Raw genomic sequence first — 14,647 nt, forward strand, 5'->3', positions numbered from 1 at the left:
ATCATCAATTAAACAAAAAATTGATATAATTTTGTCTTTACAAAGCATGGGTTTCGTTTATTGGTTAGCAAAACAAATTTACTTAACCTTTTGCTTTGTTTTTCATTTTTAAACTAGCAACTTGAATTAATTAAATGTAGAAAAAATTTAATACTGAAAAAGTTGTTTATTTAATTATATTAAATAGTCATAGAAAATAATTGGGTTTGAGGTGTTTTTCTTTTTAATCTTAAATCAAAAGCCATACAAATGTTACGTACAAAAGGTTTTCCTTTTTCTGTTACAGTTATGGCATTGGGCTGAAGAATAACTAGTCCGTCTAATTCCATTTCTTTTAATTGAGTAAGAATTTGAGGCATATCTTCTAGATATAAGTGATTAGTATCCCATGAGGTTGTAAATTGACACATTAGATTAAGTATATGTTTACGGATCACTAAATCTTCTTTTGATAAGATATGCCCTTTAGAGATAGGAAGTATATTATTTGCTAAAGCGGTATAGTAGTCTTCAACTGTTTTTTCGTTTTGAGCAAAACTATACCAACTATCACTAATAGAAGAAACTCCCAAACCTATCATCAATTGAGTTTTAGATGCTGTATATCCCATAAAATTGCGATGTAATTTTCCTTCTTGTGAGGCGATATAGAGTGAATCTTTTTTTCGTGCAAAATGATCCATTCCAATCTCATGGTATCCTTTTTTATATAAGAGTTGCTTACCTATTTCGTATAATTTTCTTTTTTCTTCGTCTTTAGGTACGTCTTGGTCATTAAAGCCTCTTTGTCCATTACCTTTTATCCAAGGAACGTGAGCATAGCTATAAAAGGCTAATCGTTCAGGTAAAAGAGATTTGGTTTTTTCAATAGTGTCTACTATATTTTCTATTCCTTGAAAGGGAAGACCAAAAACCAAATCGTGTGATATAGAGGTATATCCTATTTCTCTTGCCCATAAAGTTACTTTAGCTACATTTTGAAAAGGTTGAATTCTATTAATAGCTTTTTGAACTTTTTCACTATAATCCTGAACGCCAAAGCTTACTCTACGGAATCCTAGATCATAAAGAGTTTGTAAATGAGTTCGAGTTGTATTATTAGGGTGTCCTTCAAAACTAAATTCATGATCAGGAGCTATTTTAGCTTTTGATAAAATTCCGTTAATAAGGAGCGTAAGGTTTTCATTTGAGAAAAAAGTAGGTGTACCGCCCCCTAAGTGAATTTCTTTTATGATTGGGGGTTCATGAAAAAGGGCGCAGTATAAATTCCACTCTTTTAATACGGCATCTATATAGGGTTTTTCTACTTCGTGACGTTTGGTAATACGCTTGTGACAACCACAAAAGGTACAAAGACTTTCACAAAAGGGAAGATGAATATAAAGGCTAATACCTTCTTTCTTATTGCTTTCGTGAAATGATTTTAATACTGTTTTTGTCCATTCTTTAACAGTAAATTCCTGATTTTCCCAATAAGGAACGGTTGGATAGCTGGTGTATCGAGGACCAGGCACATTGTATTTCTGTATTAATGATGTTGACATACCTAATAATTTACACAATCAAAGGTAGTCTACAGTAAAGGTACGTAAAATGATATTTGTCAGTTTTGTTATTCTAATATAACTTCCATAATCCAATATTCATCAAAAAAGCGGTTGTTATAATTAGAAAAATAATCCGCTTTTATTTTTTCTAAATCAGTATAATATTCAAGATAAGTATAATAATAGTTGTTTATTGGGTTAATAAAAAAGGAAGCTGTAAATCCTTGTTTTTTTAAAAAGGTTACGTACTTTGTTGTATTTGTAGGAATCTCAAATACATTAGAAACTAAATAATATCCTTGTTTTAATGTGGTATTGGATTTATTAATTTTTATGGTTGAAATTTCTTTTTCAATTCTAGTTTTATTTTTGTAGGAAGTTTCTAAAGGTGTATTAGGGTGTTGGATTTTAGCAATCCAATATTCTTGAAAATATGTATTATTGATGTTGTTGTAATAGGCTTTTTCTGCTGCTGTTTGTGATTTGTAATGTTTTAAACTTAAGTAGTATAATTGATTGTCAGGGTTTTTAAAAATAAAAGGCTGTATTGTTTTACTACTTATTTTATTTGCAAAATCATGAGCATAATGAATGTTTTGATAAGCGTTAGCAATTATATAATAGCCTTCAGGTGCTACTGTGGAATCAAATAAATAGGTTTTTATTTCTTTGGATTTTCTACTGTTTTTTGTAGAGGTTGGTTCGACTATAGTTTTGCGTATAGTATTTGTATCTATTGGATTTAGATTTTTTTTTTGTTTAGGTATTTGCACATTTTTTTGTGTAATAGAATACTTGGTTGATAAAGTTGAGTCTATTTTTTTTCTTGCAAAATCTTCATCTATTTCTATGCTAAATCCTATATTAGTCACATAAAATTTATCACCTAAAGAACTTATTTTTAAATTAACTTGGTCAATATCACTAAAAGAAAGTTCTTTTGTTTGAATTTTATCTAAAAAAACATCGTAGCCTAAAGTATTTAGAGAGGCAGGGGTTCTTTTGTTAAAATCAGTATTATAATGGGTAATTTTACTATTAAAGATGTTTTGACCACTTCTTAAAGAATTACTAATATAATACCACTTTTTAGTATTAGGAGTATTGATTCTTAGATTGTCTCCTTCAATGTTTAAATCGCCTTCTAAAGCAGCTACAGTAAGTTTTGGAGTGATTTTGCCTGTTTTTGGGGTAATGAATTCTTTAAAGTTAATTTCAACGGGTTTGTTATAGATATAAGAAAAGCCATCATATAAACTGATTAGGTGGTAAGGTTCTGAGTCAGATTCATAAATAACATAAAGTACCCAACCTGCGGCACTACCTCCTTCAATTTTTTCTTGACTGGCTTGAATATTAGCTACAGTATAAGTACCCCAAGGCTTTGATTTGATTTGATCTGTTATATCTGAAAAGCATACGTACGGTGCATTAGTAGTGTGTTTATTATGCTCTTTTGCATCGTATAGAATACTTCCTTCTATTGTAAAATAGTTTTCAGATTGTGGTGTTTTAATAGATATTTTATTGATAGGTTGTATAGAATTGTTTCTGTCAGGTAGTGTGGCACACCAGTATAATCCAGCAAAAAGAACTTTGTCATTAGGGTGGATAGGTTCTAATACTGCTGAACTAGATGAAAATGTTTCGAGCTCTTGATCTATATCTATATAGGCCATATTGAGCTGATCATTCAGTTTTGCATTGGAACTTATTTTATCGTAAGGTTCGTTTGCATTTTTTCCTGATTTTTTGCCTATAATACTGTTGGCGATAAAATAAATATCGCCTTTTAAATAATTTTGATACCGAATGCTAAAGTTCTTTTCTTCTTGTGCATTTAATAGACAAGATACGAAGAGACATAACCAAAAGGAAGGCTTTTTGAGCATTTTTAGGTTGTTTTTTGTACCACTTCAAAAATAGCGCCTTCTTCACATTTTAATGTTTTAGAAGGGTATTTCATTAACAGGGCATAATCATGTGTAGCCATTAAAATTGTTTTTCCATTTTGATTGATTTTTCGAAGAACTTCCATAACTTCCATACTTGTCTGTGGATCTAAATTACCAGTTGGTTCATCTGCTAAGATTAAATCAGGGTCATTTAATAGAGCACGAGCAATAGCTACGCGTTGTTGTTCTCCACCAGATAATTGATGGGGCATTTTGTTTGCTAAATTTCTAAGTCCTACTTTTTCTAGCACTTCATCAATTTTTGCTCGCATATCTAATTCATTTGTCCAACCAGTAGCTTTTAAAACAAAATGTAAATTAGCATTTATACTTCTGTCGGGGAGTAATTTAAAATCTTGAAAAACAATACCTATTTTTCTTCTTAAAAAGGGAATATCATTGTCAATGAGTCCATGTAGATCATAATCTACTATAGTACCTTCACCTTGTGTAAGGGGTAGATCGGCATAAAGTGTTTTCATTAAACTACTTTTTCCTGAACCTGTTTTACCTATAATATAAATAAATTCGCCTGGAGTAATACTTAGATTGATATCGGATAAAATTTTATTTCCTTCTTGATAAATGGTTACATTTTGGAGCGATAATATAGTGTGTGACATGATATATATGTTTAGTTTGGTAAAAATAATAAGTTAAGGGGCGTATTCAAAATAATTTTTAGAATAAGTTGTTTTTATGTTTGATTTTTTGAGAGAGCATCAATATTTTGGATAGGAAGAGTATTTCTCTAGTTTTTATTGAGTTTAGATTTTGTATGTTTATACTTTTATTCTACAGGGGAGGTAGGAAAAATAAAAAAGGACTAATTTTTATTTTAGCCCTTATGTATGAATTTAAAAAGAGATATTGTTTTTTTGTTTAAATTGGAGTAGCATATAAAATTGAATTCCAAAAAGGATAGATGCTAATACAAGATGTACAGTTTGTGAACCAAATGGGAAATTCAGGTAGTATATAAAAATACCCGAAAGAATTTCAAGAACTAATAGTAATAAGACCCAATTCATTTCCTTAAAACCAAGATTTAGTTTTTTATTTCGAAAATATAAAAATAGGTTGGTTGCTAATACTAAAATAGAAAAACTTCTGTGGATATAGAATGTTATTTGCGGCTTGGATAACCATAACGTTGGATTTTCTATTCCTGATTTTACTTGTTCATCTATAAATTGTCGAACTTGTGTTCCTAAAACAACTTGTATTAATGTCATAGTAATAGTTACCCATAGTAAATTTCGAAAGGTATTATCTGGTATTTTTGAGCTAGATTTTAGATCTGCTAAAAAGATGATATAAATAATAAAGGCTATAATAACTAAAGCCATTATCATGTGAAGGGTTATTTTTACAGGGTTTAATACAGAATAAACCACAGTCGCTCCAAGCCACGCTTGAAATCCCATCATAAAGACTACAAGCCATGATAAAATGGGTATCAACTTGTTTTTTTTCCAAAAACTAAAAGAATAAAATGACATAGCTAAACAAGCAAAACCAGATAAGGCACCAAAGAGTCTGTTTATATATTCAACCCAAGTATGAGTGGGGTTGAACTCTGCATAATCGTGTTTAGTATATTTATTCCATTGTGTAGTGTCAAATTGTTTGCCAGTTATACAATCTTCTTTGGCTACTAATAGTTGCTCGTTTTTAATGATAACTTGTCCTTTTTTGAACAATCTATTTTCTGTCCAAGTTAATTCCTGTATATTAGTTGGAGGGATATAATAACCAAAACATTTTGGCCAATCTGGACATCCCATACCCGATCCAGTCATTCTAACTAATGCACCAGCTATTACGACTAGATATACTAAAATAAGTGCTGTTTTTGCTATTTTTATAAATTTCATTTTTATTTTTTTAATACAAAATCATTAAAAAAAAATATTAAACCGCATGATTTAAATCATGTATGATCTTGCATAATATTATTTAACTCTTTTTAGTCCCATTTTTTCAGCTTTTTCTAAAATAAAAGTTAAAGCGGGTTCATATTCATTAGGGATTTCTCCTTCTAAAATAGCTTCTTTTACGGCCTCTTTTAAAATACCAATTTCCTTAGAAGGTTTTAGGTCAAAAATTTGCATGATTTCTTCTCCTGTGATGGGAGGTTGAAAAATTCTAACACGGTCACGTTCTTCTACTTCAATGATTTTTTTACGGACAATTTTGAAATTGTTGTGATATTTTTGAAATTTTTTTGAATTTTTAGTAGTAATATCGGCTTCGCATAAGATCATTAAACTTTCAACATCTTCGGCTGCATCAAAAACGAGTCTTCGAACTGCGCTATCAGTGACTATATCTTGTGCTAATATGATTGGACGGGAACTCATTTGAACCATTTTTTGAACAAATTTCATTTTATGATTCAAAGGCATGTGCAATCGGATAAAAATATTTTTCACCATTTTTCCTCCTAAAAATTCATGCCCATGAAAGGTCCAACCTTGTCTTTTATGGAATTTTTTAGTAGGAGCTTTTCCTATATCGTGTAGTAGAGCAGACCATCTTAACCACAAATCATTAGTATTAGGGCAAATATTGTCTACTACTTCTAATGAATGATAAAAATTATTTTTATGAGTATGTCCTTCAACTTCTTCTACATTGTTTAAGGCAGTTAATTCGGGTAAAATAATATCTAATAAACCTGTTTGGTATAATAACAAAAATCCGATTGATGGTTTTGTAGAGAGTAGAATTTTGTTTAATTCATCTACAATTCTTTCTCCAGAAATGATATGAATTCGATCTTTGTTTCTTTTTATTGCATCAAGTGATTCGGATTCAATTTGAAAATTTAACTGTGAAGCGAAACGAATGGCTCGCATCATGCGTAAAGGATCGTCACTATACGTTATGTCTGGATCAAGTGGTGTACGGATGATTTTTTTTTCTAAGTCTATTACGCCATTAAAAGGATCTATTAAATCTCCAAAATTAGAAGTATTTAGTGAAAAAGCTAAAGCGTTGATTGTAAAATCTCTTCGTTCTTGATCATCTTTTAAGCTTCCATTTTCTACAACAGGTTTTCGGCTGTCAAAATTATAACTTTCTTTTCTAGCACCAACAAATTCAATATCCATGTCTTCATATCGAAGCATAGCGGTACCGTAATTTTTAAATACTTGAACTTTAGGGTTATGAGGGATGAGTTCTGATACTTTTAGTGCAAGTTCTATTCCACTTCCAACAGCTACTATATCAATATCTTTTTTATGATTGCGTTCTAAGAGGATATCGCGTACAAAACCGCCAATTACATAACATTCTAAGTTCAGTAATTGAGCAGCTTGTGATACAATTTCAAAAATTTTGTGATCTAAATGTTCTTTATAATTCATTAACACTAATTTAAGGTATGTAGTTTAAAGTTATTTGTAATTCTTTAAACTGTAGATTTGGAATAAAATTACTTGCGAATAATTTTTACCTGGCTATCATTTGTTATTTTTATGATAGTAGAAGGGTTCTTGCAAATTTTTTCGTGATGCAAATTTACTACATAGTCTACACCTTTAATAATTTCGGGGCTAATTTCTTTAAAGGAAATAGGAGTAGGTTGTCCTGAAATATTGGCAGAGGTAGAAACTAATGGTTTTTTCATGCGTTCCATCAGTTTAAAACAAAAAGGTTCGGTAACGATGCGTATACCTAATGTTTTGTCCTCAGCAATGATGTTGGGGGCTACATTCCTTGGATTGTCTAATACCAAAGTAGTAGGTTTTTCAGAAACATCTAAAATTTGCCACGCCACTTCGGGTAAGTTGTTGAAAATATTATAAATCATACGCTCGCCATTAACTAAAACAATCATGCTTTTACTTTCTTCACGTTGTTTTAGAGCATAAATTTTTTTAATAGCATCTGGATTGGTAGCATCGCAGCCTATTCCCCAAACGGTATCGGTAGGGTATAGGATGATGCCTCCATCTTTAATAACTTCAAAGGCGTTGTGTATTTCGGTGTTGATGTTTTCCAATTTTTTAAATTTTACTTTTATATAAGTCGATAATTTTGTTCCAAGTAGTTAAAGTATCATTTAGTTCATTTGAATAGTTATAGTTTTCTAAAACAAATTTTGATGCTTTTTTGCTCATATTTAAATAAAAATATTCATTTTTTTCTATATCTAGAGCAACTTTTTCAATTGTACTGACAAAATCAATTATGTTTCTTTCTTCTATTGGAAAACTAAAATCAGGTTTTAAGTATTCTTTACCTGCTTGTCCTGTGTATCCAATTACGATACAACCACATGCCATAGCTTCAACAGGAGGCAGACCAAAACCTTCTGTATAATTTAAACTAAGAAAAATAAAGCTATCTTTCATGATTTTACTGACTTCTTCTTCTGATTTGTTGTCAATTGGAATAAATTCCCAATTTTTTAATTTGCCTCTTAAATTTAAAATATTTATAATCTGTACAATATCTTCGTTTAATTTTCTAGGCATAAAACAAATTTTTTTCTTTTTTTCTTTTTTAAAGTTAAAATAGTTTTCATTTATGCTTAGCCTAATTCTTTCAATTAATATATCTTTAAAAGTTGTTTCTAGATATTGTTTGGAGTCATTTGAAACTGTAATAGTAGCTAAATTTTTTTTATTTAAATAATGTGAATCATTTCCTATTTCAGTATTGTGAAATGTATAAAAGCAATTTTGATTAAAAATCACTTTAAAATTTTCGGGAAAAACATGATTAATCCAATTACCATATATTTCAGGAAAGACCAGAATATCTTTATTGGTTATGGTATAATTTTTCTTTAATTTATCTAAAAGTCTGTCAAAATATAGTTTTGATTTGATTTTAATTTTTTCTTTTTCGGAACTATATTTTAGTAGAGAGAATATTTCTTTATTGTAAAGTATTTTTGCGTTATTTTCAAACCAAGTGACTTTATATCCTTTCTTTCTATGCAAAACATATGAATTAAAATTGTTTCGATTTAATAATTCGACCATTTTATAGATTTGTTTTATTCCTCCAACTGGTTTTTTATCATCAGTGCATAAGAATAAAATTCTTGGATTTTCCATTTTTATTGTTTTAATGATTTTAATAATTTAGAATATTATCAATCCATTTTTTTTGGCTATATTTTAAATATATTTCTGTGGATAGTTCGTGATATGGTAACTTTAAGAATTTGATTAATTCATCAGTATTAATTTCTTCAAAGACAAAGATATTATTAGGATGATAAAAGTCATAATTAACAATATCGGTGTTATTTGTAATAAGCTTAATTTTTAATCCTAATGCTTCATAGGGTCTAAAAGACAATCCTCTTTGGTTTTTATGTGCTAGATCTAAAATTGCATGACAATTCTTATAAAACTTTGAAGAATTTATAAAAGGGATTATTTTATTAGTGAACTCTATACCTTCTATTTGATGTTTCGGATTGATTTCTTTTTTTTTATCAAATATCTTAGCATATATATCAATTTGAGAGGATTTTACTTTTTTATAAAAATTAATAAAATCATCGATACGTTTATCATAAGTTCCTAAAAATACAATATCATGAGGCTTCTCATTTTTTTCTTTTTTTTCAATATCAAAATAAAAATTTGGAATAAATTTAAAATTGTATTTTAAACAATCTTCCTTATCAAAACTCACATGTTTTTTGAATAGAGGAATTGTTTTTTTTGACCCTGGGATTTTATCAATACTATCCCAGTATAAAGCTACTACATTATTGGATTTTTTGTGTAAAAGGGAAATATGTCTTTTATCTAAAATATCAGGTCTATTTACAAAAATAAAATCATAATTTTCATGCTGATTAATCTGTTTTATAATCCTTTTGTATACAAAATATTTTTTTTTTAGATTTGTTCCAAATAGTGTTTTTGAAAAAAAATTCAATATTTTTTCAAAAAAATTTCTGTAATAATAATTTTTATTTGGAGTTATTTTTATTACTTCAAAATCAGAATATTTTTTAAATCCTTTTAATACTACTTTATCAAAATGATAATAGTCAGGAAATATTAAGAGCATTTTTTTCATTAATATATAAAGTATAATAATTTTCTAATCGTTAGCAAAATACAAATATAGTCTAATAAATTTTTTAAAGAAAAGAATTTTAGTATTGTGGTAAAAAAAGGGAGGCTCTCCTTTTCAGTACAAGTTAAAACTATACAATTTAACATACGTTTTTTAGTTGAAGAGCTGAGTGAATCGGAGACGTAGTCAGAGCAAAACGAAATTCTTTAACTCTTTTTTTATAAATCACTGCACTAATATCTAATCTAAATAATTCAAGTTGCTAGTTGCGATAAAGAAAAAACAAAGCAAAGGTTCAGTAAATTTGTTTTACGAACTATAATACCAAACCAATGCTTTGCAAGGACAAAATTATATCAATTTTTTGTTTAATCGATGATATTTTAAAAGGAATTGATCACAAAGAAGATACAAGAAGACGAGTAAGTGATAGTGAGATTATTCTAACAGCAATAGTTTCGTCGACAAGTTTTTATGGAAATCATTGTTCTGCTATAAAATTTATGAAGCAGTATGGTTTTGTTCCTGGAATGCTCGACAAAAGTAGATTTAATAGGTAATTACATAAAATTGGAAACTTATACCATTTAAACTTTGAATTTTCTTTTTAAAAATAGTACATCTATAAAAGCAACAAAAATTAGCGTTGCTTCTCGATGCGCTTCGCGCTCGAACTAACGATGATTTCAATTATATAACTCAACCGTCTGTTCGAGTTGTTTAAAAAAAGCGTATTGAGAACTTTACTTTTTAACCCAGTATATTTTAAGCTTAAATGGTATTACTTTATGAGTTGTTTGAAATGCATTATATCATAGATTCGTTTCCAGTTGCAGTATGTAATAATACGAGAATTGCAAATTGCAAAATTCTCAAAAGAAGAAAAATATAATAGTGTATATACAGATTATGGATTAGAGGATATTGCCTTAGAAAGAAAATGTATTTTATTGAAAATTCAACGTAATTCAAATGCTAAAAGAATAGATACACTAGATTAAAAAATGTTCCCAAGAACAATATACGTTGTAACATTAGAAAGTTTTCTTACAAAGCTTACTTTGTTTGTCTTTGGGCTTTAATTAAATAAATGAGTTAACAGCAACTTGAACTAATTAATCGTATTTTTTAACATCCATAAAATTTGAATTTACTGAAATAATTCAAATTTTAAATAGTATTATAAAAACTGATCTCTTTCAATAATTTGATGTCCTGTTTTTTTTACGCCTAAAAATAAAGCGTTGGCTAATTCTTTACCTGTAATAGCGCGGTATTTTTTCATTTTACCTATAAAAAGAAACTGTAATCCGTTGATCAGTATAGTGGCTATGTTTTCTGCAAGACGTTTGTCTTTTCTTTCTCCATAAATTAAAGAAGGTCTATAGATAAGGATATTAGGAATGTTATATTTTAAAACGCTTTGTTCCATTTCACCTTTGGTACGGCTATAAAAAACAGAAGATTTCGGATTTGAGCCAATAGCAGAAATTATGCTCAAAGTAGAAATCTGATTTTGTTCACATAATTTAGCTGTACTAACAGGAATACCATAATCAATAGCGTAGTATTCGTCCTTATTAGGTGTTTGAGCTTTTGTGGTACCAATACAACAGAAAACGTCATCTGCTTTGAAATCGTTAGAAAATTTTTCTAGGTAAAGTATATCGCCTATAAATTCCTCTAGTTTTGGGTGTTTTTTACCTGTAGTTTTTCGAGTGAATATTTTAACCTTCTCATAATCCTCACTCATTAATAACAAATCTAATAAATAGCTTCCTGTAAGTCCTGTTGCTCCGAGTATAATAGCTGTTTTTTTCATTTTACTTACTTTTTATAAATAATTATGAATGATAAATAGTGTTATGAAATTCTAATTCTTATAATAGTTGCACAACTGTAAAAAAATAAGGGATGGCATAATTTTATAGTTGTGCAACAAATGTTTGTACTAAATTTATTTATAAAAAACTATTTTTCTATAATTGATCTTTTTCTTTTTCAAGTTTTAACTCTCTTAAGAATAGATAAAAGGGAAAGGTGAACGCTACAGCAATTAAAATAGTAAGAGGGATTAAAGTCCACCAATATTTAATTTTCAAACGGATGGCATCAGGAATATAGAAAATAAAAAAGGTAATAACAACAACTTTTAGATCGGCCTCTAATGATTGAGCGGGAAGGCTACATTTAGCATCTCTAAAAAAATTTAAAAGAGAAGGATCTATTGCTGTTTGAAAATATTGAATGTTAAAAAACCAAGTATAACAAATACCTAAAATACTTAATAAAAGATAAATATGTTTTCGTTTCATGATATATATAATTAATTGTTTACAGAAATTTCTTTTTGTTTGTTTAAATATTTCCAGATAGCCCATGACCAGGCTAAAAATATAAATTGTATAGGCAAACGGATAATAGCTAGTTTATGGGATCCTATAGAAGGATTTTCTACAAAGACATCCTTTATATGTATAGGTAGAAATACTAACATTAGTAAAAATATTCCTAATCCAGCATACTTTGCTAAATCATTTTTAAAGAATAATAATAGCCCTAAGCCTAATTCTAAAACACCTGATCCGAGTATTATAAAATCTTTAAAGGGTAGAAAGTCAGGTACAAAAGGAACGTAAAAATTAGCTTTAATAAAATGCTGGATACCAGCATTTACCATAAATATTGCTAGTAGATAACGCAATATTATAAAACTGATTGATTTAAATTGGTTCATTGTTTGGATAAAATGGTTATTTAATATTAAAATTGTTCAATGTTGGTTCTATTATTGGTTTGTTATTGCGTTGATGACGAAATTTAGATAAAACATTATAAATTTCTATTCTCGCACGGTTTATTCCACCAATTGGCTTGTGGTCCTCTAATGAATTAGACGGAGAAAAAGATAATTGTTCAGCAAAATCAAAACGTTCTTCTGTATTAAAATTCTGAATAGGGATCTCTATTTCTGCAACTTTTATAAAAGAACTATTCCACTCAATTCCTGCGTTTTCTATTGGTGTATTTTTTTCGTCAGTAAAAGGCTGAATGTAAAAATCAAATTTGGCAATGTCTTTTTGTAAATGATTTACCATATTTTCGGTTAGATAGTTATCGCTAAGTACTTGTGGTAATTTGCTTTTTGTGGTAGAGGTAGGTACGATCTTAAATTTTATTTGTTCATTTCCATACATATAGGGGGTTGTACTCCAGTATGTTAAATCTAAAGGGCTGGTTTGATTTTTTTTAGCACTATTAAGTTCTTTTAAGATCTTTCCGTTACCCGAAAAAATCATTTTCATTGCCAAAATAAAAGGATTCCATTTTACGGCATAATATACGGCATCTCTAAAAAGTTTTATAGTACCAAGAGGCATAGTAGGATGGGATATCATTAAAAAATCTTGCGTATGCCTTTCTGTTGAGTCAAAACGTTTACCTTCCACCTCAATTAGTTTAATAGCAAAACCTCTGAAATCTTTTGCTTTATCTGATTGTACTTTTCCGCTTGCATTTGATATTCGAACAAATGATTTGTAAATTTTTCCAGGTTGAAAAATACCTATTTGTAAATCATTAGGCAAATTTTCCATTACCTTAAAATTAGCTTTTAATAGAGCTAAACATCTAGGATGTGCATCCCTTTTTGTTTTTCCTTCGGTATAATCTTTCTCCATTTTTTCTTGAAGAATAGATTGCATATCTAATATTAATTCTTGTTCCGTCATATTTATTTTACTTAAAATATTTTAAAAGATCTTTTTTTCTTTTAAAGTATAACATCATTAAAAAGACTATCCTATTTTGTCATATAATTGATTTTAGTAGAATTTTAGAATAGGCCGTTTAATTATACTTTTCTTATTTGTTGCTTTTCCATTGAATCCAATCCCAATTTAACAGTGTAAAATTATAAAAAATAAATGAACGTTCATTTATTTTTTGCAAAAAATTAGCATCTTCTTTTTTTGATGTAAGATTAAAACGAATTAAAAAAGAGTTCATGCTTTTTGAATATGTGATGATATGGATATTTATATATGCTTTTGATTTTATAGATAATTTTAGTAGGGCTCTAGTATAAAACGATACTAATAATTTCAAACTTAACCCAGATTATGCGTTAGCCTTTGTGATGAAGAGGAAAAAGGCAAAGAAGCTAAAAAGGCATAAATTTTTTACAGCAGCTGTAGTTTTACATTGAGAACAAAAAAACAAGACTTTTCTAGATTCAAAGTTGTTTGTATTTGTAATAAATTTCTAATGTGTAATCTGGGGGGAATATCGTATTTTTATAAAAGGGCTAAAAACCACAACAAGATTAGTCCTGAAAGCGATTTTACTAGATTGTTTAGACATACAATAGTTTTAGTTTTCTGAATGATTGTTCCAGTAAATTTATGTAAAAGAGTATAAACTAAAAATATTAAGAAAGAATAAAAAGTAAGTAGGCAAAAGACTTTTGTGTTGAAACGGTATTAAAAAATATTCGTTCATTTTGTATTTATTGTTGATTTGTAAATTAAAATTGTATTAAATGTTATTGACAGTTTATCAATAAAGATTAATTTAATCTTTATTGATATTTATGTTTCTTTGACTTTTATAAAATTCAGTATGACAAATTTTTCCACCAGAAGTGCCTACTGGTATCGAAAAAAGGATACCTATACTTCCAATAATTAATACAAATAAAGTAGCCAAATATGCTTTAGGGTGTTTTTTAGCATGAGCAATCAATCCCATAATAGAGGTTAAGCCCGAAAGATATACTATTTTCATAAAAATTTCTGCTTTTTCTTCATGAACTTCAATTAAATTGTGAGAAAAATCAGTTGTTTTTTCTAAAAAATGTTCTGCTTTATCTCCTGTAATCATTGATATTTTGCCCATTATCATAGAAAAGATAAAAAGGATATAAGCTATATTTAATACCAAAGGATTTTTTTTGAAAATGCCATAAATTAAAATAGCTATACCAAAAAATAATCCAATGATTGGAAAGTGATTTACTAATAAATGAAAATATGCAGAATTCATGATATAAAATTTATAGTATGCCAAATTTAATAGTTAATTTTGCCA

The 14,647-nt window shown here is 28.5% G+C and carries 14 protein-coding genes and 2 pseudogenes; 2 read left to right on the forward strand and 14 right to left on the reverse strand.

The window, feature by feature from the left end; genetic code table 11:
- Positions 1–179 precede the first annotated feature (179 nt).
- The 8 genes from hemN to B0A78_RS02315 form a co-directional block, all read right to left on the reverse strand.
- A complete protein-coding gene (gene hemN, locus B0A78_RS02280; RefSeq protein WP_065213677.1) occupies positions 180–1,544 on the reverse strand; it encodes an oxygen-independent coproporphyrinogen III oxidase in 1,365 nt (454 codons plus the stop codon).
- 68 nt (positions 1,545–1,612) lie between these two features.
- Positions 1,613–3,439, reverse strand: coding sequence for an SPOR domain-containing protein (locus tag B0A78_RS02285; RefSeq protein WP_065213676.1), 1,827 nt, complete (start codon positions 3,437–3,439; stop codon positions 1,613–1,615).
- Positions 3,440–3,441: 2 nt separating this feature from the next.
- Entirely contained in the window at positions 3,442–4,125 is a 684-nt protein-coding gene (locus B0A78_RS02290) for a cell division ATP-binding protein FtsE (RefSeq protein WP_014164368.1), read from the reverse strand.
- Between the two features lie 234 nt (positions 4,126–4,359).
- Complete coding sequence (locus B0A78_RS02295) at positions 4,360–5,385, reverse strand: COX15/CtaA family protein (protein ID WP_041253149.1); 1,026 nt, start codon at positions 5,383–5,385, stop codon at positions 4,360–4,362.
- Between the two features lie 72 nt (positions 5,386–5,457).
- Entirely contained in the window at positions 5,458–6,876 is a 1,419-nt protein-coding gene (locus B0A78_RS02300; RefSeq protein ID WP_065213675.1) for a CCA tRNA nucleotidyltransferase, read from the reverse strand.
- A gap of 68 nt (positions 6,877–6,944) precedes the next feature.
- Positions 6,945–7,514: an L-threonylcarbamoyladenylate synthase gene (locus B0A78_RS02305; RefSeq protein WP_065213674.1), complete on the reverse strand. Its 570-nt coding sequence runs from the start codon at positions 7,512–7,514 to the stop codon at positions 6,945–6,947.
- A gap of 4 nt (positions 7,515–7,518) precedes the next feature.
- Positions 7,519–8,577, reverse strand: a complete 1,059-nt coding sequence (locus tag B0A78_RS02310) for a glycosyltransferase (protein ID WP_063743839.1) — start codon at positions 8,575–8,577, stop codon at positions 7,519–7,521.
- Between the two features lie 19 nt (positions 8,578–8,596).
- Positions 8,597–9,550 carry a lipopolysaccharide core biosynthesis protein rfaS gene (locus B0A78_RS02315; protein WP_123906695.1) on the reverse strand — a complete coding sequence of 318 codons (954 nt, stop codon included), beginning with the start codon at positions 9,548–9,550 and terminating at the stop codon, positions 8,597–8,599.
- 341 nt (positions 9,551–9,891) lie between these two features.
- On the opposite strand from B0A78_RS02315, the pseudogene B0A78_RS15120 reads away from it, so the two are divergent.
- Positions 9,892–10,116, forward strand: a pseudogene (locus B0A78_RS15120) (IS982 family transposase); the annotation flags it as partial.
- Positions 10,090–10,641: pseudogene (locus B0A78_RS15125) on the forward strand (hypothetical protein). The pseudogenes B0A78_RS15120 and B0A78_RS15125, both read left to right, overlap by 27 nt.
- A gap of 98 nt (positions 10,642–10,739) precedes the next feature.
- On the opposite strand, the gene B0A78_RS02325 reads toward B0A78_RS15125, so the two are convergent.
- From B0A78_RS02325 to B0A78_RS02345, 6 genes are all read right to left on the reverse strand, one after another.
- Positions 10,740–11,381 carry an NAD-dependent epimerase/dehydratase family protein gene (locus B0A78_RS02325; RefSeq protein WP_065213672.1) on the reverse strand — a complete coding sequence of 214 codons (642 nt, stop codon included), beginning with the start codon at positions 11,379–11,381 and terminating at the stop codon, positions 10,740–10,742.
- A gap of 157 nt (positions 11,382–11,538) precedes the next feature.
- Positions 11,539–11,874, reverse strand: a complete 336-nt coding sequence (locus tag B0A78_RS02330) for a DUF2834 domain-containing protein (protein ID WP_014164378.1) — start codon at positions 11,872–11,874, stop codon at positions 11,539–11,541.
- A gap of 11 nt (positions 11,875–11,885) precedes the next feature.
- Complete coding sequence (locus tag B0A78_RS02335) at positions 11,886–12,296, reverse strand: DoxX family protein (RefSeq protein WP_041253150.1); 411 nt, start codon at positions 12,294–12,296, stop codon at positions 11,886–11,888.
- A 16-nt stretch (positions 12,297–12,312) separates the two neighbouring features.
- A complete protein-coding gene (locus tag B0A78_RS02340; protein ID WP_014164380.1) occupies positions 12,313–13,290 on the reverse strand; it encodes a catalase in 978 nt (325 codons plus the stop codon).
- 133 nt (positions 13,291–13,423) lie between these two features.
- Complete coding sequence (locus B0A78_RS14400) at positions 13,424–13,567, reverse strand: hypothetical protein (protein WP_155761351.1); 144 nt, start codon at positions 13,565–13,567, stop codon at positions 13,424–13,426.
- A 564-nt stretch (positions 13,568–14,131) separates the two neighbouring features.
- Entirely contained in the window at positions 14,132–14,602 is a 471-nt protein-coding gene (locus B0A78_RS02345; protein WP_065213671.1) for a hypothetical protein, read from the reverse strand.
- Positions 14,603–14,647: the final 45 nt, after the last annotated feature.

This window comes from Flavobacterium columnare NBRC 100251 = ATCC 23463, assembly GCF_002530675.1.
Classification (GTDB): domain Bacteria; phylum Bacteroidota; class Bacteroidia; order Flavobacteriales; family Flavobacteriaceae; genus Flavobacterium; species Flavobacterium columnare.